19 protein-coding genes and 1 pseudogene are annotated in these 20,913 nt (G+C 50.9%); 13 read left to right on the plus strand and 7 right to left on the minus strand.

Features of this window, described 5'->3' with window-relative positions:
- Window positions 1-51: 51 nt before the first annotated feature.
- The gene (locus tag BMX45_RS04110) at window positions 52-660 is read right to left on the minus strand and encodes a TetR/AcrR family transcriptional regulator (protein WP_090908610.1); all 609 of its coding nucleotides are present in this window, start codon (window positions 658-660) and stop codon (window positions 52-54) included.
- A gap of 225 nt (window positions 661-885) precedes the next feature.
- Here BMX45_RS04110 and BMX45_RS04115 point away from each other — a divergent pair, with 225 nt between their 5' ends.
- The 4 genes from BMX45_RS04115 (at window position 886) to BMX45_RS04130 (ending at window position 5,178) form a co-directional block, all read left to right on the plus strand.
- Window positions 886-1,644: an SDR family oxidoreductase gene (locus tag BMX45_RS04115; RefSeq protein ID WP_090908611.1), complete on the plus strand. Its 759-nt coding sequence runs from the start codon at window positions 886-888 to the stop codon at window positions 1,642-1,644.
- 188 nt (window positions 1,645-1,832) lie between these two features.
- Window positions 1,833-3,836 (plus strand): Na+/H+ antiporter, encoded by a 2,004-nt coding sequence (locus BMX45_RS04120; protein WP_090908612.1) that lies wholly within the window; start codon window positions 1,833-1,835, stop codon window positions 3,834-3,836.
- Between the two features lie 128 nt (window positions 3,837-3,964).
- Entirely contained in the window at window positions 3,965-4,414 is a 450-nt protein-coding gene (locus tag BMX45_RS04125) for an RrF2 family transcriptional regulator (RefSeq protein ID WP_090908613.1), read from the plus strand.
- Between the two features lie 122 nt (window positions 4,415-4,536).
- Complete coding sequence (locus tag BMX45_RS04130) at window positions 4,537-5,178, plus strand: nitroreductase family protein (RefSeq protein WP_090908614.1); 642 nt, start codon at window positions 4,537-4,539, stop codon at window positions 5,176-5,178.
- 108 nt (window positions 5,179-5,286) lie between these two features.
- On the opposite strand, the gene BMX45_RS04135 is transcribed toward BMX45_RS04130, so the two are convergent.
- Complete coding sequence (locus tag BMX45_RS04135) at window positions 5,287-5,925, minus strand: TetR/AcrR family transcriptional regulator (RefSeq protein ID WP_090908615.1); 639 nt, start codon at window positions 5,923-5,925, stop codon at window positions 5,287-5,289.
- Window positions 5,926-6,095: 170 nt separating this feature from the next.
- Here BMX45_RS04135 and BMX45_RS04140 point away from each other — a divergent pair, with 170 nt between their 5' ends.
- From BMX45_RS04140 to BMX45_RS04165, 6 genes and pseudogenes are all read left to right on the plus strand, one after another.
- The gene (locus BMX45_RS04140) at window positions 6,096-8,333 is read left to right on the plus strand and encodes an MMPL family transporter (protein ID WP_090908616.1); all 2,238 of its coding nucleotides are present in this window, start codon (window positions 6,096-6,098) and stop codon (window positions 8,331-8,333) included.
- Between the two features lie 145 nt (window positions 8,334-8,478).
- Window positions 8,479-8,961, plus strand: coding sequence for a tetratricopeptide repeat protein (locus tag BMX45_RS04145; RefSeq protein ID WP_090908617.1), 483 nt, complete (start codon window positions 8,479-8,481; stop codon window positions 8,959-8,961).
- 214 nt (window positions 8,962-9,175) lie between these two features.
- Window positions 9,176-9,424 carry a hypothetical protein gene (locus BMX45_RS04150; protein WP_090908618.1) on the plus strand — a complete coding sequence of 83 codons (249 nt, stop codon included), beginning with the start codon at window positions 9,176-9,178 and terminating at the stop codon, window positions 9,422-9,424.
- A gap of 231 nt (window positions 9,425-9,655) precedes the next feature.
- The gene (locus BMX45_RS04155; RefSeq protein WP_090908619.1) at window positions 9,656-11,443 is read left to right on the plus strand and encodes an ABC transporter ATP-binding protein; all 1,788 of its coding nucleotides are present in this window, start codon (window positions 9,656-9,658) and stop codon (window positions 11,441-11,443) included.
- Window positions 11,440-13,296: an ABC transporter ATP-binding protein gene (locus BMX45_RS04160; RefSeq protein ID WP_090908620.1), complete on the plus strand. Its 1,857-nt coding sequence runs from the start codon at window positions 11,440-11,442 to the stop codon at window positions 13,294-13,296. Before BMX45_RS04155 ends, BMX45_RS04160 begins: the two co-directional genes overlap by 4 nt.
- Before the next feature lie 76 nt (window positions 13,297-13,372).
- Window positions 13,373-13,843, plus strand: a pseudogene (locus BMX45_RS04165) (GNAT family N-acetyltransferase); the annotation flags it as partial.
- 85 nt (window positions 13,844-13,928) lie between these two features.
- On the opposite strand, the gene BMX45_RS04170 reads toward BMX45_RS04165, so the two are convergent.
- A complete protein-coding gene (locus BMX45_RS04170) occupies window positions 13,929-14,774 on the minus strand; it encodes a chemotaxis protein (RefSeq protein WP_090908621.1) in 846 nt (281 codons plus the stop codon).
- A gap of 245 nt (window positions 14,775-15,019) precedes the next feature.
- Here BMX45_RS04170 and BMX45_RS04175 point away from each other — a divergent pair, with 245 nt between their 5' ends.
- On the plus strand, window positions 15,020-15,847 hold the full coding sequence (locus tag BMX45_RS04175) for a sensor histidine kinase (protein WP_090908622.1): 828 nt from the start codon (window positions 15,020-15,022) through the stop codon (window positions 15,845-15,847).
- On the plus strand, window positions 15,844-16,503 hold the full coding sequence (locus BMX45_RS04180) for a response regulator (RefSeq protein ID WP_090908623.1): 660 nt from the start codon (window positions 15,844-15,846) through the stop codon (window positions 16,501-16,503). The genes BMX45_RS04175 and BMX45_RS04180 overlap by 4 nt, the downstream gene beginning before the upstream one ends.
- A 75-nt stretch (window positions 16,504-16,578) precedes the next feature.
- Here BMX45_RS04180 and BMX45_RS04185 read toward each other — a convergent pair whose 3' ends face one another.
- The 3 genes from BMX45_RS04185 to BMX45_RS04195 all read right to left on the minus strand — a co-directional run bounded on the left by BMX45_RS04185 (window position 16,579) and on the right by BMX45_RS04195 (window position 19,296).
- Window positions 16,579-16,926, minus strand: a complete 348-nt coding sequence (locus BMX45_RS04185; protein ID WP_015735863.1) for a hypothetical protein — start codon at window positions 16,924-16,926, stop codon at window positions 16,579-16,581.
- 256 nt (window positions 16,927-17,182) lie between these two features.
- Entirely contained in the window at window positions 17,183-18,889 is a 1,707-nt protein-coding gene (locus tag BMX45_RS04190) for an ABC transporter ATP-binding protein (protein ID WP_090908624.1), read from the minus strand.
- Between the two features lie 62 nt (window positions 18,890-18,951).
- The gene (locus tag BMX45_RS04195; RefSeq protein ID WP_090908625.1) at window positions 18,952-19,296 is read right to left on the minus strand and encodes a hypothetical protein; all 345 of its coding nucleotides are present in this window, start codon (window positions 19,294-19,296) and stop codon (window positions 18,952-18,954) included.
- 222 nt (window positions 19,297-19,518) lie between these two features.
- Here BMX45_RS04195 and BMX45_RS04200 point away from each other — a divergent pair, with 222 nt between their 5' ends.
- The gene (locus BMX45_RS04200; protein ID WP_090908626.1) at window positions 19,519-19,998 is read left to right on the plus strand and encodes a nucleoside deaminase; all 480 of its coding nucleotides are present in this window, start codon (window positions 19,519-19,521) and stop codon (window positions 19,996-19,998) included.
- 43 nt (window positions 19,999-20,041) lie between these two features.
- On the opposite strand, the gene BMX45_RS04205 is transcribed toward BMX45_RS04200, so the two are convergent.
- Entirely contained in the window at window positions 20,042-20,824 is a 783-nt protein-coding gene (locus BMX45_RS04205) for an arylamine N-acetyltransferase family protein (RefSeq protein WP_090908627.1), read from the minus strand.
- Window positions 20,825-20,913 lie beyond the last annotated feature (89 nt).

A 20,913-nucleotide genomic window follows, 5' to 3' on the forward strand; every position in this document is an offset into this window, starting at 1 on the left:
AAAGGGCTCATGGTTTTTCTACTTACAGTATCAAGGTTATCAACGCCGATTTCATGTAGGGTCCGTCCGCTTGATCTGCGTCCTAACGCTTCGCGGCCTCCAGTTGATCATAAGAATCAGCTGATCCCTCATATAAGGGACGGAATAGTGGAAATTGTTCTCGATCCAGTGGAATACCAGGCCGATTAAGGCGTTCATATTGTAAATGATGAGAAGTTCATGGTTGAGCTCTTCGCTCGGATAATCCAAATCCTCCAAGGCGATTTGCTTTAGGGCGGTGAACATTTTATCCCGGACCAGCGGCAGCACATCGCTTTTGAACAGGGATGTGTACACGCCGGCATTTTGATGGATATGATCGAATATTTTGACCGCGTTGGCGGGCAGCTCATCGATATGAAAAACGTCGACATCCCCGTATGGAGCCCTAAATGAAGCGATTAGCTCCTCCATGAGCGGAGTCAGGATATCATCCAGAAGGGCTTCTTTGTTGTCATAGTGGGTATAGAAGGTACCTCGATTATAGTTGGCCGATTCGACGATTTCCGTGATGGAAATGCTGGAGAAGCTTTTTTGCGAGAGCAGCGACAGCAGCGATTGCTTTAAAGCCTCTCTGCTGCGGACGATGCGCCGGTCGCTCCTTTTTCTGTTCGTTTGCATAGGCAAGAGTCCTTTCGGTGAAAATATAACGAAATTAATTATTTCAAATATAAACAGATCCCCGCATTTTGTTCGTTAACGCACACTTTTGCGTTTTTTAATGATTGTGACCTATATCATACTTTGATTATACTAGATTTGACATATGTTTGGTATTGAACAGCTGTTGATATATTGTACCTGATATTAAAATTTGATCAATGACGAATAATGGGGGTATGAAGCATGAGATTATCTGGTAAAGTTGCGATTGTAACCGGGGCTGCTTCCGGAATGGGAAAAGCGACGGCAGAATTGTTTGCTGCCGAAGGCGCAAAAGTCGTGGTATCCGATCTTCGGCTTGAGGCGGCGCAAGCTGTTGTGGACGGAATCGCAGCGAATGGCGGCACGGCCTTGGCTGTGGCTGCGAATGTTGCCAAGGAAGAAGAAGTGCAGCAGCTGGTTGACGCCACCGTTAAAGAATACGGAACGCTTGATATCTTGATCAACAATGCCGGCATCATGGACAATTTCGTACCGGCAGCGGACGTGACGGATGAGCTGTGGGACCGCGTATTCGCCATCAACGCAACGGGGCCGATGAGAACCATTCGTAAAGCATTGCCGATCTTCTTGGAGAAGAAAAGCGGAGTCATTGTGAACATTGCTTCTGCCGGAGGACTGATGGGGTCCAGGGCAGGCGCTGCGTATACGGCGGCTAAACATGCCGTGGTCGGCTTGACCAAAAATGTCGGCTTCCAGTATGCGACGCAGGGCATCCGCTGTAATGCGGTTGCGCCGGGCGGCGTCAGCACCAATATCGGTACCACCATCAACGCGCCGAATTCGTTCGGCATGGAACGAGCCATGGCCGGCATGAACCTGAACCCGCGGGCGGGCGAACCGGAAGAGATCGCGAAGGTGGTATTGTTCCTCGCTTCGGATGAAGCCAGCTTTGTCAACGGCACCGTCGTCACAGCCGATGCCGGCTGGACTGCTTATTAATACGAAACGGCTGGTTAAATAGGCTTCCTAAAGGACACTCTTTAGGAGCCTTTTTAATTTCCAGGCAAAAGGCTGAATCTTTACCGTGTCATTAATAAACCATCGGTATTCTACACAACCTAAACCCGTCTATTGAAAGGCAGTGAATGTTACATAGATGAATCCCCTCAGAAAGGAGCGAATGCAGGATGGAAATATTTTTAATGGTTCTTATTTTTCTGGTTTTGATCGGGATATCCAATATGATCCATCGGTTTCTTCCGTTCATTCCAGTTCCGCTGATCCAGATCGCCCTCGGAATCGGAGCCGCCTATGTCCGCGGTTTTCATCATGTGCCGCTGAATCCCGAATTGTTCATGGTTCTGTTCATCGCACCGCTCTTGTTCAATGATGGGAAGCTGACCCCTCGCGACGAGTTATGGAAGCTGAGATCATACATCCTGCTGCTGGCGCTGGGTCTCGTATTTGCTACGGTCTTCATCGCGGGGCCTTTCATTCATTGGCTCATTCCGGCAATCCCGTTATCGGCAGCCTTTGCCCTGGCAGCGATACTGTCGCCTACGGACGCGGTAGCGGTAGGTTCCTTGTCGGGAAGAGTGAAGCTGCCGGGTAAAATCATGCATTTGCTTGAAGGCGAAGCGCTGATGAATGATGCATCCGGTCTGGTTGCATTCAACTTTGCAATTGCAGCAACGGTGACGGGTTATTTCTCCCTGACGAAGGCTATCGGCAGTTTTTTGGTCATCGCGGTCGGAGGAATCATCATCGGTGCATTGCTGGGGTTTCTTGTGATCTGGTTCAGAATGCTGCTGCGCCGGCTTGGTATGGAGGACGTCACGCTTCATATGCTGATCATCATCCTGACGCCGTTCATCATTTACCTCATAGCCGAGGAGTTTCATGTATCCGGGATTCTGGCGGTCGTTGCGGCGGGCGTTACCCACGCAGTGGAGAGGGATCGCATGCGCTCGGCGTCCATCAAGCTCAGAGTGGTGTCGGACAGCACCTGGTCCGTCATTCTCTTTACGCTAAACGGATTAGTGTTCATTCTGCTAGGGCATGAAATCCCGGGCGTCGTGAATCAAATATGGAGCGACCCTGCCTATAATAACGGACAAGTCGTCGGTTACATATTTCTGATAACGGCTGTGCTGATATTGCTTAGATTCGCATGGGTATGGGTATCAACGAACCGTCAGTTCAAGTCCTCTCTGTTGACGGCCCTCTCGGGCGTTAGGGGAGCATTGACGCTGGCCGCGGCTTTCTCTATTCCGCTGACCCTTGCGGACAACCGTCCTTTTCCGGAGCGAAGCTTGATGCTGTTTATCTGTGCGGGCGTGATTCTCTTAACCCTCGTGATCGCGAGTGTCCTGCTCCCGCTGTTGACCCGGGAGAAACATGCCGATTCGGCGACGATGATCGATCATGGAAAAGAAGCACGGATTCAAATGCTCCAGGCGGGTCTTCGCACCGTACGGGAAGAAATGACCGACGAGAACAAAGACGAAGCGATCCAACTCATCTATGCGTATACCAAGCGGATTCAGCAATCTCATATCACGGATAAGAGCGGCATGAAGGAGTTCTGGGAAGCCACGATCGCAGTTAGAAAAATCGGCCTGGCGGCGGAGCGAAGCGTTGCCGAAGCATGGCTTAAGGAACATAAAGCCTCAACGCGAGCAGCCGGGCTGTTCCTATCCTCGCTTGACAGAGTCGAGATGCTGCTTGCCAGCCGATACAAAATCAAGCTGTTAATGAGAACATTAGGGCAGAATTTGAAGCGCTTGCTGACAAACCAAGAGTCCAAAGAAGTGCCGATGTCTCCGGATCATCCGGATTGGGACCAGTATAAGGCGTTGAAGCTCGAGGCCATTCGTGCGGCGATCGTCGAGATTCAAGCGGTGAATCCGGCGGAGAAGAAGGAAATCTTGCAAGCGGTGATCGCGGATTATCGTGCAATGGAGCATTTTCTCCAGAACGATCGCGTTTGGAGCCGAAGAAAACAGAAGCTGAGCAGTGAACGCATGGAACTGGAACTTAAAGCGATTCAATCCGAGCGTAACGAGATTCAGAGCATGTTCGAGCAAGGCGATATAGACCGGACGCAGGCAAGCCAGCTTAGAATGGACGTGAATTACCGGGAGGCGAATTTGTTTGAGTCGCAAGCGCTGGTCGAGGACGAGGGCCATTAAGCAGTGGCCCTTATGTTCTTGAAGGAGTGTCAGGTTTACGTTACAATAATGAAAAGCTGCATGGGAACATCTGCTTCTGCCGGTGAGAACCGATTCAAGGCTTTTTATTCATAAAAGGGGGCAGGAACATGAGCGTAAATAAAGAAGCGGCCTCCAAAAAATCGACAATGGCCTGCCCGTCCACCTATAAAACCTTCAGTATTGCCGTGCAAGCGCTTGTGACCCTTGAGCGTCACTCCGGCAAATGTTCTAGCGGCGATATCGCATCGTATCTCCACTCGGAGCCGACGTTGATTCGGCGCGTGCTGAAAACACTTGCTCAAGCCGATTTGATTGAATCGCGTGAAGGAAGGGACGGGGGATACCGTCTGAGGAAGAATGCCCGCGATATTTCGCTGGCTGAAGTATACTCGATTCTTCAGGTTCACAGATCGATTAGCGACAGTATGCTGGACGCGGCAGCAGGGCATTGTTTTGCCGAGGAATTCAAGGAGTCCTTTGCCGGCATCTTGTCCGAGATTGAGGAGAGCACCTTGAAAATACTGGAGTCGCGCACGATTGCGGACATCGCTCAATAAGCCCTTCTAATTTGGGTTGACAAAGAATTTAGGTGTGCTTTATACTGTGCATTAAACAACACAGTTAAGCCGCGAGATAAACTGTGCAGAATATTGCACAATATAAATTTGGAGGGATAACCATGTCTGCAACAACGACAACAAAACCCGATTTTCAAACGGTGATTCAGGAACGCCACTCGGTTCGTCAATACGACCCATCGGTGAAGATTCCAAGAGAAGAGATGGAAGCGATCTTGAAGGATGCTACACTGGCGCCTTCTTCAAGCAACCTGCAGCCATGGCGTTTTCTTGTGATCGATGATGCGGATCTCTTGAAGAAGCTGCATCCGATCGCCAACAATCAGGAGCATGTTCTTCAAGCATCGGCCGTCATCGCTGTATTGGGCGATCTGAAATGGTATGAGAAGGGCGAGAAGATTTATTCCATGTCTGAAGAAGCCGGTTATATGACCGAAGAGGTGAAGCAGCGCTTCATTCATACGGCCGAAAATATGTATGCGAACCTGGCTCCGTCCATTAAGGAAAGCATCGTGGACGTGGATGCCGGACTGATCTCCATGCAGCTGATGCTGAGCGCTCGCGCCAGAGGATACGATACCGTTCCGATGGGCGGATATAACAAGGATCGGTTTGTGGAGGAGTTCCATATTCCTTCCCATTACCGTAGCGTGATGCTGATCGCTATCGGGAAAGCAGCCGCTCCAGGCCGTCCGACGGTAAGATTGCCGCTGGAAGACGTTGCGTTCTGGAATGAAATCTAAACAGGCACCAAAAAGAACGGAGGTCATCAATGGACCTCCGTTCTTTTTGGTTGTAATCGTTGAAACTCTTCTCGCCAAGAAATTTGCCCGATCATGCAGAGCTTTGAATTACACATCGACATTTTCATTGGCAGGCTTTACAGCTCCATGCAGGAACAAATCAACGATGTCCACTGCCATATCACGGGAGCTGGCATAACCGCTTCGTGTGTCTTCACGATTGCCCAGCATCAGCATGGCTGAGAAAGCTTGTGCCATTAGCAAGGCGTTGCCTTCCCGAAGCTCGCCGGATTGCATGGCTTGATGAATCTGTTCGGCAAGGACTTCATGAATCCGCTGTTCCGCCTCACGGATAGCGGCCATTTGCTCCTTGGACAAGAAAGGCTCCGCTTCCCGCATCATCGTCTCCATTTCGGCATGAGGCTTGGCAATCTTCGCTTCGGCTACCCGGATCAATCCAGCCTTTAGGGTATCGGCTTCCTGCAAAAAGCGATGTGTAGAAGCATAAGCTTTATCTAGAATCGTGGTTACCGCTATTTTAAACAGCTCGGGTTTACTTGTGAAATGATAATAGATGGAAGCCTTGGTCACTTGGCAAGCCTTCGCGATCTGCTGCAACGATACGGACTCGTATCCATTCTCCATGAACAACTTGGAGGCGGTCCAGAGGATCGTTTCCTGGATGGGAATCTGATCGGCAGCTGCTTTGGGACGTCCGGGATTTCGGGGGTTGCGTATTTTTGTCATGATGACCTCCTGTGTATAGTGTAAGACATGAGGGGCGCATTTTCAAAATAAATATTGAAAATTAACCTACCGGTATATATAATTAATTTGCAATGTTGAAATATCAAGGTTTACGAAGGAAGAATCATGATGAAGTATAAAGACTACGTAGGAATGGAGAGGATCTGCATATGCACGGATCAGGACCGAATTACGGAAAATGGGTGGCGGGAAAGCGAAGCAAATGGGTCACGCTCTGTGTATGGATACTCATCGCGCTGGCGTTGAATTTGCTATGGCCGGCTGTTGGAGATAAAGAGGATAACAATGCCGCCAATCTGAAGGAGGATGTTCCGTCCGTCGTAGCGGAAGCGATGGCCGACAAAGAATTTCCGAGCAATGGCGGCGTGCCGGCTCTCGTCGTATGGCATAAAGAAAACGGATTAAACGAAGAGGAGCTGACCAAGCTGCAGGAATTGACAGCAAGCCTTGAGTCCGATCCGCTCCCGTACCAGACGTTCGTGGTTCCTTTCCATCAGCTGCCTCAGCAAGCCTTAAGCGCCCAGTTATCAGAGGATCGGAGCACGCTGGTGATGCCTGTATTTTTTGAAGAAGATCAGGAGACGGACCAGCTTAAGGAAGGAACGACCGAGCTGGAGAAGCGGTCGGAACAATTGCTGGGCAGCAATCCGTTTCAGGCTGCCGTCCAGAGCGGAGATGGAATCAGCGCTCGCGTAACGGGACCGGTGGGGATTTCTATTGATGCAACCGGATTGTTCGAGGATGCCGACGTATCGCTCATGATTGCAACCGTGCTTCTTGTTCTGATATTGCTGCTGTTGATTTACCGTTCGCCGATTCTGGCCCTGATTCCTTTGGTTGCGGTCGGCTTTGCGTATATGGTAACAAGCCCGATTCTCGGGTTCATGGCGGATCAAGGCTGGATCACGGTAGATTCCCAATCCATCGCCATTATGACCGTGCTGCTCTTTGGAGCCGGTACGGATTATTGCTTGTTCCTGATCTCGAGATTCCGCCAGCTGTTATGGCACGAGCCCGATAAACGCAAGGCCTTGTTTCAGGCGATTACCAGCTCTTCAGGCGCTATTGCGATGAGCGGCTTCACGGTTGTATTGTCTCTGTTCGCGCTGCTGCTGGCTCAGTACGGGGCATATCAACGTTTTGCCGTGCCTTTCAGTTTGTCGATTCTCATCATGTTTATAGCCAGTCTGACATTGGTGCCCGCATTGTTGGCTATTTTCGGCCGAGGTTCGTTTTATCCTTTCATTCCAAGAACGCCGGAGATGCAAGCAGAACGCGCCCGGAAAAAAGGGAAGCCGGTTCCTGCCCCGCACAAGGAGAAGGAGAGCCGGATCGGCCGCTTGGTGACAACGAAGCCTTGGACTGTCGTCCTGGCAGCATTGGTATTATTGGGTGGACTCGCGACGTTCTCGTCCCAAATCAAGTTCACTTACGATCTCTTATCCTCTTTCCCTGAGGATGTACCTTCGCGTGAAGGTTTCGCCGTCATTGGCGAGCAGTTCTCGGAAGGAGAGCTTGCGCCGGTTCGCGTGATGGTGGACAGCGGGGGGCAAGCTTTGGACCTCGAGGAGCGGCTGAAAGCTCTGGATTACGTGGATCGCGTATCCGAGCCGCAGAATGGGGCCGAGAATAACGATATCATCGGTTATGAAATCGAGCTGTCCATGAATCCTTACTCTATGGAAGCAATGCAGCACATTCCGGACCTTCGGGAGATCGCGGAGGCTTCACTGGAGAAGGCAGGTGTCGGCAATCCGGCCGAAGCCGTGTGGATCTCCGGTCAAACGGCTACCCAGTACGACACCGAGATCGCGGGCGAGCATGATGCCAAATTGATCATCCCCGTCGTTATCGGTTTGATTACACTGCTCTTATTGGTGTATTTGAGATCCGTTGTAGCTACCGTTTATCTGATTGCAACCGTCATTTTGTCTTACTTCTCGGCCCTCGGGCTTGGCTGGATCATCATTCATTACGGCCTGGGAGCCGAGGCCATCCAGGGAGCCATTCCGTTGTATTCGTTTGTGTTCCTGGTTGCGTTAGGCGAGGATTACAACATCTTCATGATCTCGAGCATATGGCAAAAGCGGAAGCAAATGCCGCTGAAGCAAGCGATCAAAGAAGGCGTTGGAGAGACCAGCTCGGTGATCACCTCGGCCGGTTTGATCCTGGCAGGAACCTTTGCCGTACTGGCCACGCTTCCGATTCAAGTGTTGGTACAGTTTGGGATCATCACGGCTATCGGGGTTATGCTGGATACGTTTATCGTGAGACCATTCCTGGTACCCGCAATCACAATGCTGTTGGGCAAGTGGGCGTTCTGGCCGGGCAAAGCCCATACGGCGGCTGAGGAAAAGCCAGCTTTGAACGTTGAGAACAAAGCATAACCATTAAAAAGTAAGCAGTTTGTGACACCCACCTCATCTTTAGGTTATTTATAAGATGAGGTGGGTGTGGCATTTTGACCAGTGCGGATGGCGTCTGGTAAGATAAGGTAGAAAACGCGGATAAAACTCCAGAGGGATGTGCCCCATGAAAACGATACAACAAGCCATTGAACTTCGCGCCGAAGGTAAACCGGAGGAAGCGAAAAAAATTCTCCTTGAGCTGCTGCCCCAATCCCCGGATGATCCGGATATCCATTATCAGCTGGCCTGGGTGCATGATATGATGGGCCTTGAGAGCGAAGCGGTTCCTTATTACGAGAAGACGATCTCTTTAGGACTGAAGGATCCCGAACGGTGCGGCGCCTTGCTTGGACTTGGAAGCACATACCGTACATTGGGGATGTACGGCAAATCCAAGGAGATATTCGAGCAAGGACTGCGGGAATATCCCAAGGCGCGGGAGTTCAAGGTGTTCTACGCGATGACCTTGTACAATATGCGACAGTATGACAAGGCGATGGAACTGCTTTTACGAGAAATAAGCGAAACCAGTAATGACAAGGGGACCAGGAGCTATCAGCGAGCCATTGCTTTTTATTCTGATAAGCTTGATCAGGTCTGGAAATAAAACGTTGTCGTCATCACTTTATGATTCTTGTTAGACGAACGATTCGTTCGAGTCTACGAAAAAACAATGTTATGCATCCAGCAAAAAGACGGACTCTCATGAAATGGATCTTATCATCACTTGCTTAACTGGATTTTAGTTTGTTTTCATCTCTCACTAAGGTTCGGAGTCTATACTAAGTATGTCACTACAAGTGATGGAAGGAGCAACGCAGATGAACAAGAAAAACAAAATGAGTATGTGGTCGATCGGATTGGGAAGTGCTTTTCTGATGATGATGTTAGCCAACCATGATAACGTTCATGATGGTCAAGCCCGAACCGGTATCGCTTCGAATGGAGTCAGATCCAACGTAGCCATTCAATCTGTCGACAAGAAAGCAGCCGTAACAACCATGCCTGAGAATCAGGAAATTACCCCTGAAATGATCAATCAATTCTTGAAAATAGTTGCAGAGACATAAGAAATCTTGATTCCTATACGTAACCTGTTAGAAGACCAGCTCCCATGCCGAGGGGCTGGTCTTCTTGGCGTGATCCAGAAGCTAGGGCTCAGGTTTTTCTTGGTGCCGGTGCGTCCCATAACTATTCCTAGTAATTTATTTTAAAAACGGGAACCCACGTTCTTGTCATATCTTACCATGGAGCTTATTATTATCAATAGGGCTAACCGAAGCGGAGGGATTATAAACGAAATGCAAAGCGATCACACGTTAAACAGCAAGCGAAGGACCACGGGGATTGGGATGTATCGGGAGATGCTCGTCAGGTACGTATTCCCGCATAAGAAGCTTCTGGCAGCCCTGACGGTGCTGCTGTTATTTTCCATTGGACTCCAATTGATTAATCCGCAGATCATCCGGTATTTCATCGATACGGCTCAAGGAGAGGGAAGCCTGACTTCCCTTTATTATGCGGCAGGATTTTTTATTCTCTTTTCATTGCTTCAACAAGGCGTTTCCATAGCGGCTGCTTATTATAGCGAGAACCTGGGCTGGACGACCACCAACAAGCTTCGTGCCGAGTTGGCGGAGCACTGCCTGTCGCTGGATATGAGCTTTCACAAAACCCAAACCTCCGGATCTCTAATTGAACGGGTGGATGGCGATGTGAATGCGCTCGCCAATTTCTTCTCCAGTTTCATTATCCATCTGTTCGGCAATCTGATCCTCATGATCGGGATCCTGGCTTTGCTGTATCGGGAGAACTTCTGGATCGGCCTTGTCATGACGGTGTTTGTGGTCGGCAGCATTTACGTCATTCAACATATCCGGCGATTTGCGATACCGGTCTGGAAGCGGTGGCGCGAGCTGAATGCGGATTTCTACGGATTCATCGGCGAACACCTTGAAGGAACCGAAGATACGCGTGCCAACGGAGCGGCCGGATATGTCATGAACCGATTTTATGAGATGGCTAGGCGGATGCTGCCGGTTCGCGTTCGTGCGTTCATCGGATTTTTCTTGATGTGGAGCACCACGATTTTGGTGTTTGCGCTTGGCAACGCAGCCGCGTTTATCGTGTGCGCCATACTGTGGAAGAACGGACAGGGCGGTTTGACGATCGGCTCCATCTATCTCGTGTTTTATTATACGGAGCTGCTGGCCAAGCCTATTGAGAAGATCCGTACCCAATTGGAGGATTTGCAAAAAGCGGATGCCAGCTTGATGCGGGTCCGCGACCTGCTTGCAACCGAGCCCCGGATCAAAGACGGCCCTGGCGCGCCGCTTCCGTCAGGCCCATTGTCGGTGGAATTCCGGAACCTTAACTTCGCTTACGAAGAGGGCGGGCAGACTACGCTTGAGAATCTGCAGCTGCGCCTTGAGCCGGGCCAGACCCTTGGACTGCTCGGCCGTACAGGCAGCGGCAAAACGACGATCGCCCGCCTGCTGTTACGCTTCTATGATCCACAGGAGGGAAGCATCGAGCTGGCGGGAACCGATATTCGGGGCTGCAAGCTCCATGAACTAAGGCGGAAGGTCGCCATGGTCACGCAGAATATTGAGATTCTTGAGGGAACCGTCCGTGATAATCTGACCTTGTTTGATGAAGGCATAGCCGATACCCGCATTATATCCGTGTTAGAAGAGCTTGGACTTGGGGATTGGTATGGCTCGCTTCCCGAAGGGCTGGATACCAGTCTGGCTTCTGGGGGCGGAAGCCTGTCTGCGGGCGAGGCCCAGCTGCTGGCGTTTGCACGCGTATTTTTGACGGATCCGGGTCTTGTCATTCTTGATGAGGCATCCTCCCGGCTTGATCCGTTAACGGAATACCGGATCGAAGCTGCCATTTCGCGTCTGCTGCAGGAGAAAACCTGCATTATTATTGCCCATCGTCTGGCTACGGTTCAGCGCGCCGACCGGATTCTCATACTGGAGAACGGAAGAATGCTCGAAAGCGGCCGCAGGGAAGAGCTGGCCTCAGATCCGCAATCGCGGTTTAGCCGCATGCTTGCCGTTGGAATGGAGGAGGTGCTGGCATGAAAACCAGGCATTTTTTCTGGCGGTTGATTATGTACCGCCCGGGGTTGTACCTCATCAACCTGTTCGCGTGGTCCCTTATCCATATGGCACCGCTGGTTCCCGGACTCTTAACCAAGGCCTTTTTTGACCATTTGGAAGGCACTTATTCTTTTCCTTACGGCGTCTGGGCGATTGCGGTGCTGCTAATCGGCGCTGCCTTGGCACGGATTGCGCTGATCTTCGGCGGCTTCATGACAGACGTGCATTTCCGCTTCCGCATCAGCACATTGCTCCGCCGCAATATGCTGTCCCATGTCATGAAGGAGCCCGGAGCGCGAGCAATCCCTTGCTCGCCAGGAGAAGCCATCAGCAATTTCCGGGATGACGTGGATCAGGCTGAAGAAGCGACGAGCTGGTCAGTAGATACATTAGGGCTTGTCGGTTTCGTCATTGTCGCCAGCTGGATTCTCATATCCATCGATCTGCAGCTGACGATTCTCGTGTTCGTTCCTTTGATTCTGGTGGTGACCGCAGCCCAGATCGCAACCGCGCGCATCCAGAAATACAGGGCGGCAAGCCGGGAATCAACCGCCAAGGTAACCGGGGCGATTAGCGAAATGTTTGCCAACGTGCAGGCCATCCAGGTCGCAGGGGCGGAGAAACGCGTCGTAGAGCGGTTCGTAAGTCTTAGCGAGAAACGGCGCCAATCCATGGTGAAGGATAAACTTCTGACGGAATCCTTGTCCTCCGTATTCACGAACTCCGTTAACCTCGGTACCGGCCTGATCCTCGTGCTCGCAAGCCTTAAGATGCGAAACGGCGATTTTACCGTCGGGGATTTGTCCCTCTTTGTATATTATTTAACATTTGTTACCCAGCTCATATCGAACGTCGGCAATTTCATGACGTATTACAAGCAGATGGGCGTCAGCTTTCAGCGCATCAAATCCATGCTGCAAGGAGCACCGGCTTCGCTGCTTACCGCAGCCCATTACATCGGTATCGGCAAGGTTAAGCGCAAGCGAACCCATGAAGAGAAATCCGGTCATCATGCCGCAGGGAATGGGCAAGCGCATGGGGCATCCAATCACGCCGCCGGCGCTCCGGTCGAAGACGGGATGGAAACGGCATACATTGAGGCACCTCCGCTCTCGCTGCTGGAAGCGCAAGGCTTGTCGTACCAGTATCCCGAAACCGGACGGGGCATTTCGAATATCGATCTGAGACTCTCGCGCGGTACCTTTACGGTCGTTACCGGGATGATAGGCAGCGGTAAAACGACGCTGGTTCGCACATTGCTGGGCTTGCTGCCAGCAGAAAAGGGCGAAATCCGATGGAACGGCGAAAGGGTAACGGAGCCGGCAGATTTCTTCATCCCGCCGCAAAGTGCTTATACTGCACAGATCCCAAGGCTGTACAGCGACAAACTGCGCAACAACATTCTGTTGGGTATATCCGAGCAGCCGGGCAGTCTGGAACGCGCGCTTCATGCGGCCGTAATGGAAGAAGATATCAAACATCTTCAAAATGGACTGGAGACGATGGTGGGGCCGCGCGGAGTCAAGCTGTCCGGCGGTCAAGCACAGCGGACAGCCGCGGCAAGAATGTTGGTGCGGGATGCGGAACTCTACGTATTCGACGATTTATCCAGCGCATTGGATGTTGAGACGGAGCGCAAGTTATGGGAGAGGCTGTTCCGCGAGCGCGGAGGTGCGACTTGTCTTGTGGTATCGCATCGGAAAGCTGCGCTTAACCATGCTGACCATATCATCGTGTTGAACGGCGGTGAGATTGAGGCCGAGGGCACGGCGGAGCAACTGCTGGCTTCCAGCGAAAGCTTCCGACAGCTATGGTACGGCGAAGAAACAGGATAATTGGGCGGGAACAAATGTTCAACGCGAAGAAGACTTGATGAAATCAACGTCACCTTAGACAGAGGAGTGAGGACCGATGCCAAACGCAGAACAAATCCAGCTTGTTGTCCGCACGGCAGAACATCTGCCCGTCTTGAAAGAATTCGAGCTTCCGGATGACCAAGTCCAATTCACCTCTCATCCGAAAGAAGTTTTAAACCTAGGGGAAGGTCAGTTCCCCATCGTTATTTTAGCTGATGGTCATCCTGTCGGTTTCTTTATCCTGCACGCTACGGAGCGCGTCAAGGAGTATACAAGTCATTCTCATGCGATGCTGCTGACCGCTTTATCCATTGATCATCGACAGCAGCGTAAAGGTTACGCCAAACGAGGAATGCTTGCGCTGCCAGCATTTATTAGGAGAGAATTTCCTTCCTGCAATGAGGTGGTACTGGTCGTGAACCATAAGAATGTTCCGGCTCAGCAGCTGTATGCAAGTGTCGGTTTCAAAGATACAGGCAGAAGAAGGATGGGGCCAATCGGAGAGCAATGGGTGATGAATCTAACATTCGAAACGGTGCTTATGTTCATTTTTGAATCGGATCATCATAAAGGAGCAATGCCGCAAAGATCCTATGTCTTTGCGGCATTGCTTATTTAACCTGATTTATGTTTCGCCAGGTCGCTTCCAATTGCGAAGCGATATATTCGAGAATCGGTTTGCTGTAGAAATATCCGCTGTGCGACAACGGATTCCAGCTTGTCAACCAGTTTCCCACGTTAACGGATTTGTCTTGGCGTACCGTGCGGTCATACTCTTCGTTAATGCTTTTGAGGGGGTAAGCAAGGATATCGTCTTTATCATAGAAATTGACCCATTCACCCAGTAGATGTTCATAATAGAGCTTCATCTGTGCTGAAGGGACCTCAATCGGCTTGTCAAAATCACGATAACGCATGCTCCACAGCGGCAAGGTGGTTCCCAGCGTGTAGAACAAGGTCAGAAGTTCTCCACGCTCCAGCGGTGCTTCGGGATTAACGACCAGACGATGCCCGCGGGAGGAAAATTGCAGATCGTAGAAAAAATTGCTGGCGATCACGGACCCCAAGCTATGGGAGATTACGCATAACGGAGCATGGGGGCCGGCTGACAGGGCAAGGCGGTGCAGTGCCTCGCTGATCGTCCGATGAATGGCCTCGTAGTTCTGATCTTCGGATTCCACGGGCTGATAAGCCACGGCATCCGCCAGATTGTTGATTACGTACTGCCGGAGGTGCTGATAACGTAAACGGTAAGGTTTAATGCTGCTGCCGATTAATTCATCCTCGCGTGCCGCAAAAACATCGGCCCAATGCACGGCCTCCATGGCCAACTGCTCATGCGGGATGCCCGAGGTCCGGGAAAAGGTGTCCTTCAAGTTTTTCATGAATTTATCCGCATAACTTTTCTTTTGTGTTCCCAATCCGTGTACAATGATCACTGCAATTTTTTGCGTCATCCAACTGCAGCCCCCTTCATCGGAAATGGAATGAATGGATATCTTTTACTCTTTATAAGCGATTAGCACTTGAATTGTAAATAGGTTATTACTGCACGAGAGAATGCGGCAATTATTCGTAGCTCTATTGAGTCATTCCGCTCATGAACGATTTTGGTTACAATGAAGGGATAACCAATGGTAACATGGTAGGAAGAAAGGCGAGTTCATTACATTACTTTTTATATTGAAATAGGAGGCAGGGTATGTCTTATAAACAAATGAAATGGTTGATACTCATCATTCCGACCTTGACGATTGGCATATGGGAATATGTTCGCCATGAGTTCCTGCTGCCTTATATATCGATGGATCTTGGCAATCTGCTGGCGCCTGTCATCGTGTTTTTGGTTTCCATACTGTTTCTTACCCAGTTATTTTCGTTGATTGAACGGAATCAAGAGGAGTTGAACCGATCGAGGGCACTTCAAGCAGCCATGCATGAACGGGAGAAGATCGGCCGGGAACTTCATGATGGAATCGCCCAATCCTTGTTCCTGCTGAACGCCCAGATCGACCGAATCGAAAAGTCAGGTCGCACGGGAGACATTCCGTACCAGGAAATCAAGGAAAGCGTTCATCGTACCAACACCTACGTAAGAGAGGCTATTGCGAATCTCCGCTACCCGGCAGATCCGCAAGCCATTCCGTGGATGCACAGCATGAGCAGCCTGATTGAGGAAATCAAGCAGGAGACGGACCTGCATTTCGACATCAAGTGGGGAATTCCGGACGCCATGCTGACAGCCAAAGAAAAGGTGGAGTTGCTGGCTTCGATCAGGGAATCCTTATTGAATATCCATAAGCACGCGGAGGCAAAACACGTCAAGATTACCGCGAATACAACGGATTCGGGCTGGCATTGCACTGTCACCGATGATGGAAAAGGCTTTGATCTGGACAAGCCCCTCGGCAGCAACCGGTATGGAATCAAAATCATGAAAGATCGGGCCGAGGCCATGGGCTGGAAGTTCCAGATGGAAAGGCAGCACGACCAGACAATTATCAACATCCGGAAGGAGAGCACGGCATGAACAATCAACCTTTTCGCGTGTTAATCATCGATGACAGCGATCTGGCAAGAGAAGGTATTCGCACCATATTGAGCAGCGATCCAACCTTTGAGGTCGTGGCGGAAGGGCAAAGCGGCGAGGATGCGCTGGAACTGACCGAAATATGGATGCCTGATATCATCCTGATGGATATCCAGATGCCCGGCATGGGCGGTTTGGAAGCGACCAAGCGGGTGAAGGACAAGTTCCCTTACGTTAAGATCGTTATGGTCACGGTATCCGACGACATCGCCCATTTGTTCGATGCCCTGAAGCGCGGGGCCCAGGGGTATTTGTTAAAGAACTTGAATCCCGAATCGTGGCACGAGTACCTGAAAGCCATTGCGGTGGACGAAGCACCGGTGAGCAGGGAACTCGCGTTCCGCATCCTGAAGGAATTTTCGCAATACGACAAGCCGGACCCGAGCAAAAGTCCCTTAACGGCGCGTGAAAAGGAAATTCTGGGACTCGTCGCCGAGGGATTGTCCAACCGCGATATTTCGAGCGACCTTTGCATTTCCGAAAATACGGTCAAGAACCATTTGAAGAACATTTTGCAAAAGCTGCATTTGGAAAATCGGGTACAGCTGACCCGCTATGCCTTCGAACAAGGCTGGATGGGGAAGAGTCAGCGATAACCATGGTACCGATGTCCGAAGGATGTTGGCGAAGAATGAATTTAGGCAAAACAGGCATCCGTGCGCCAGAGGCGCTCATTTCTGCTTCACCAGAAAGATCCCGAGCGCAATAATGCCGATTCCCGCCCAGTTTTTCCAGGTGGGAACCTCCTTCAGGAACAAGTAAGCCACGCCCAACGATATCAGGATCTCCAGACATTTGGAGAAAATCAATGTGTACCCCAATTGGTCGGTGGCTTTGTAACCAAAGCGGATCCCATACCCGATGCACATATTGGCAATGACAAAGAGCGGGAGCATCCACAACTGAAACTGCAGCGTGGGCCAGAACAGATGCTGGATATGCTTGGTTTGGTACGAGAAGACCAGGTTGATGATCGACAGTCCGCCGAAGAGCAAACCGACACTGTAGATATAAAACATAAAGCCCTCCTGTAACGATGGTCTTTGTAGTACGCCATTAATGTTTCCCTGCAACAACTTTCTTATCCATGGACAATTAGCAAGGATCCTCTCAACCATATTCTGATTGCTCGAGATCAGCAGGATGCTTCTTATAGGTTGAGCCAAAAAAAGGATGACTCCCTGTCGCTGGGAGCCATCCTTTTCAGTATTAATGCGGGATGTTCATTTCTTGCAGGCGAATCTTCATCCACAACCAAACCATTTATCTGCTTCATTAGTGAACTTGGTGAAGCCTGCTGTACGCACCGCCGGAGTGAATCAATTCCTGATGCGTACCCTGCTCGGCTATGCCTTCCGAATTGACGACGATTATTCGGTCCGCGCTCTGAATGGTGGTCAGTCGGTGAGCGATCACTAGCGTTGTTCTGCCGACGGACAGCTCAGCTAGGGACTTCTGGATTTGCGCTTCCGTCTCCGTGTCCAGTGCCGAGGTGGCTTCGTCCAGAATCAAGATCGGCGGATTCTTCAGGAACATTCTCGCAATGGACAGCCGCTGCTTCTGGCCGCCGGACAGCTTAACCCCGCGTTCACCGATGACCGTCTCCATGCCGTCCGGCAGGCTTCGGATCAGTTCATCCAGCGAAGCGCGCCGTGCGGCTTCCCAGATTTGATGGTCGGTTGCATTCAAGTCGCCGTAGGCGATATTGTCCCGGATCGTGCCGGAGAACAGGAAGACATCCTGCTGCACGATACCGATATGCTTGCGCAGGTTTTGCAATTTGATATTCCGGATGTCGATCCCGTCCACCGTGATCGTGCCCTGATCCACGTCGTAGAAACGGGGGAGTAGGCTGCAGATCGTGGTCTTTCCGGCACCGGACGGCCCGACGAATGCAACCGTTTCTCCGGCACGGATCGTCAGGTGAATGTTATTCAGTATCGTTCGGGAAGGCTCGTACCCGAAGGTTACGCCTTCGAAGCGGATATCTCCCCGTACCGATGAAAGGGATATGGCATCAGGCACATCGGCGATCTCCGGCTCGGTATCCATGATTTCCAGGTAGCGTTTAAAGCCGGCAATGCCTTTGGGATAACTCTCAATGACCGCGTTGATCTTCTCGATCGGACGGAAGAAGATGTTGGAGAGCAGCAGGAATGCCATGAATTCGCCCATCTCGATTTTGCCTTGAATGAAGAACCATGCACCGCAGATCATCACGAATACCGTGATCAAACGCATCAGCATATAGCTGACGGACGTGCTTTTGGCCATCGTTTTATAAGCCAGCAGCTTGGTGGCACGGAACTGCTTGTTCTCTTCCTGAAACAGCTTATTCTCATGCTCTTCGTTCGCAAATGATTGAACCACGCGGATGCCGCCGACATTGTCTTCGATGCGGGCATTGAAATTGCCCACGTTTCGGAACAATTGACGATAAGTCGTGGTCATTCTGCCGCCGAATTTAATGATCAGCCATGCCATCAGCGGCACGATGATAAAGGTCAGCAGCGCAAGCTCCAGATTGATGTAGGCCATCAAGGAGAAGGAGCCGAGCAGCGTCATGACGGCGATGAACACGTCTTCCGGGCCATGGTGGGCCACTTCGCCGACGTCGTTGAGATCGTTCGTGATACGGCCCATCAGGTGGCCGGTTTTGTTGTTATCAAAGAAGCGGAAGGATAACTTCTGAATGTGGGAGAACATTTTCTCCCGCATGTCCGTCTCGATGTTGATGCCGAGCATATGTCCCCAGTACGTCACGATATACTGCAGCGCGGTATTCAGCGCATAGATGGACAGCAGGACGATGCAGGCAATCAGGATAAGCGGCCAATCCTGGCTCGGCAGCAGATCGTCGATGAATTTGCTGACGGCAAGCGGGAAAGCAAGCTCCAGCAGTCCCGCAATGACGGCGCATGTAAAATCCAGTACAAACAGTCCCTTATAGGGCCGATAGTATGAAAAAAACTTTCTAATCAAAAATCATCACGCTCCAAGTCCTACCTCTGTCATGGTTATTGGTTTATGAATGGCCTGGGCCATTATTGCTGGCCGTCCTGAGACTGCCTCGTATCATACAATTCAAAAGCCTGAATATACTCCTGAATGATCTGGTCCACCGCTTTCAGCTCTCCGCTGACCACGTCCCGAATGGCTTGCAGGTCAGGATCATTGACCTGTTTCTTCAGGGTCTCCCGTTTCACAACCAGGTTGTCCAGAAAAGAGAGCGCACGTCCCCGGCGGAACGTTTGCGCCATCTTCCCGCCTTCCCTGCCGCCATGCCCTTCCTCGCGCCGTCTTCCGTGCCGTCCGCCGTGGCGGTGACTGTCCCGGTCGCGATGCTCCGACCGGCTCTGGCCCGGCATATTTGGTTCCTCTTGCCGCATGTAACCAACCTCCTTCAACATGAAAATGTATACATTTGTATACCAATATTCATGATTGTATACGTTTGTATACGGTTCGTCAATTCATTTTCGCGAAAAGATTGGAAAATGAAGGAGATCGGAAGAAGATATGCTATGATGTGAGTTAGCCGCCCGGTCGATCAGCGTGGTTTGAATACGCACACCGGGATCGGGATGAACATGGGAAGGGAGCTGTACATAATGAGCGAACATAATCATGAGTACTGGATGCATCAGGCGATTGCAGAAGCCCATCGAAACGTTCAGCATGTGGAGGGAGGTCCGTTTGGGGCGATTGTGGTTAAGGATGGTCAAGTGATTGGCAGGGGCCGTAATTTGGTTACTGCGCTGAACGACCCTACCGCTCATGCCGAGGTGCAAGCCATACGGGAAGCCTGCCTGCATTTAGAGGATTTTCAATTGAAAGGTTGCACGATCTATACCAGCTGTGAACCCTGTCCGATGTGCCTGGGGGCGATCTACTGGTCAAGGCCCGATGCCGTTTATTATGCAAGCACGAAACAGGATGCGGCCGAGATCGGGTTTGATGATCATTTCATATACGATGAAATCGCCATGCCGATGGATCAGCGTTCCATCCCCATGAAGCAGGTTCGGACAGCGGATTATTTGCTGCCATTCCAAGCGTGGAGCTCTGCGGAGCGAAAAATTGAATATTAATCGTAAAGACCGGGCTCCCTGCTAGGGAAGGCCCGGTTTATTGTTATTTATCGATAGGGATACCGAAATAAGTATGAAGCGCTTCGGCATATTCCTGTGGATTTCCCGGTTTAAAGGTGTGGACGCCGCCGGACTTGTAGATTCTGAACTCGCCGTCATCCACGGTGTTTCTGCCTTCAGCGGTACGTATGGATACCCGGGCCGTTTTATTAAACGGCGAATCAGAGGCATGCTCGCACCAGAAAGAGGTGGTGATGAAATCTTTCGGTAAGTTAGGTTCTTCCGTAAAAGAGAATACCGGATCCCAGGCATCTTTTTTCCACTCCTCGAGCATCCAGCCATAAGCCTCGGTCTGAACCAGCCGGTAGGTTTCGTTCCCCTGGGTTTGTTCCAGGCCATCTACCAACTCCAAAGGGTGGCGAGGTCCGGCGCCTCCCACTCCGACGTCGGCTATATATCGCTGGTCTTCGATATCCACCTGCAGGATATGATGCCGCCGCTTAGCAGGCGTATCGGTCTCATCCCGCCAGAAGCGACCGAAATAATGAGTGACCTTAAAGCCCAGTTCCTGCAGCAGCCAGCCAAACAACGCATTGAGCTCGAAGCAATAGCCGCCGCGATGGCGGGTGACGATTTTATCGTAGAGATGGGGAATATCCAGGGACAGCGGAATTCGGTCAAGGATATCGAGATTTTCATAGGGGACGGTATGTACATGCTGCTCCTGCAGTCTGGCGAGCATATAAGCGCTGTTCACAATCGGGCCCGTATATCCAATACGGTTAAGATACTGGTTAACATCCAGGCTATGTGTCGGGTTACTCATTCGATCACCGCATCTTTCGTAAATTGTCAGCTTGGTAGAAGTAAGCCGTATATAATTATATACTTTATATCATATAATAGAGCTTTCTA

It is taken from the genome of Paenibacillus sp. cl141a (assembly GCF_900109305.1).
Taxonomy (GTDB): domain Bacteria; phylum Bacillota; class Bacilli; order Paenibacillales; family Paenibacillaceae; genus Paenibacillus_AQ; species Paenibacillus_AQ lautus_A.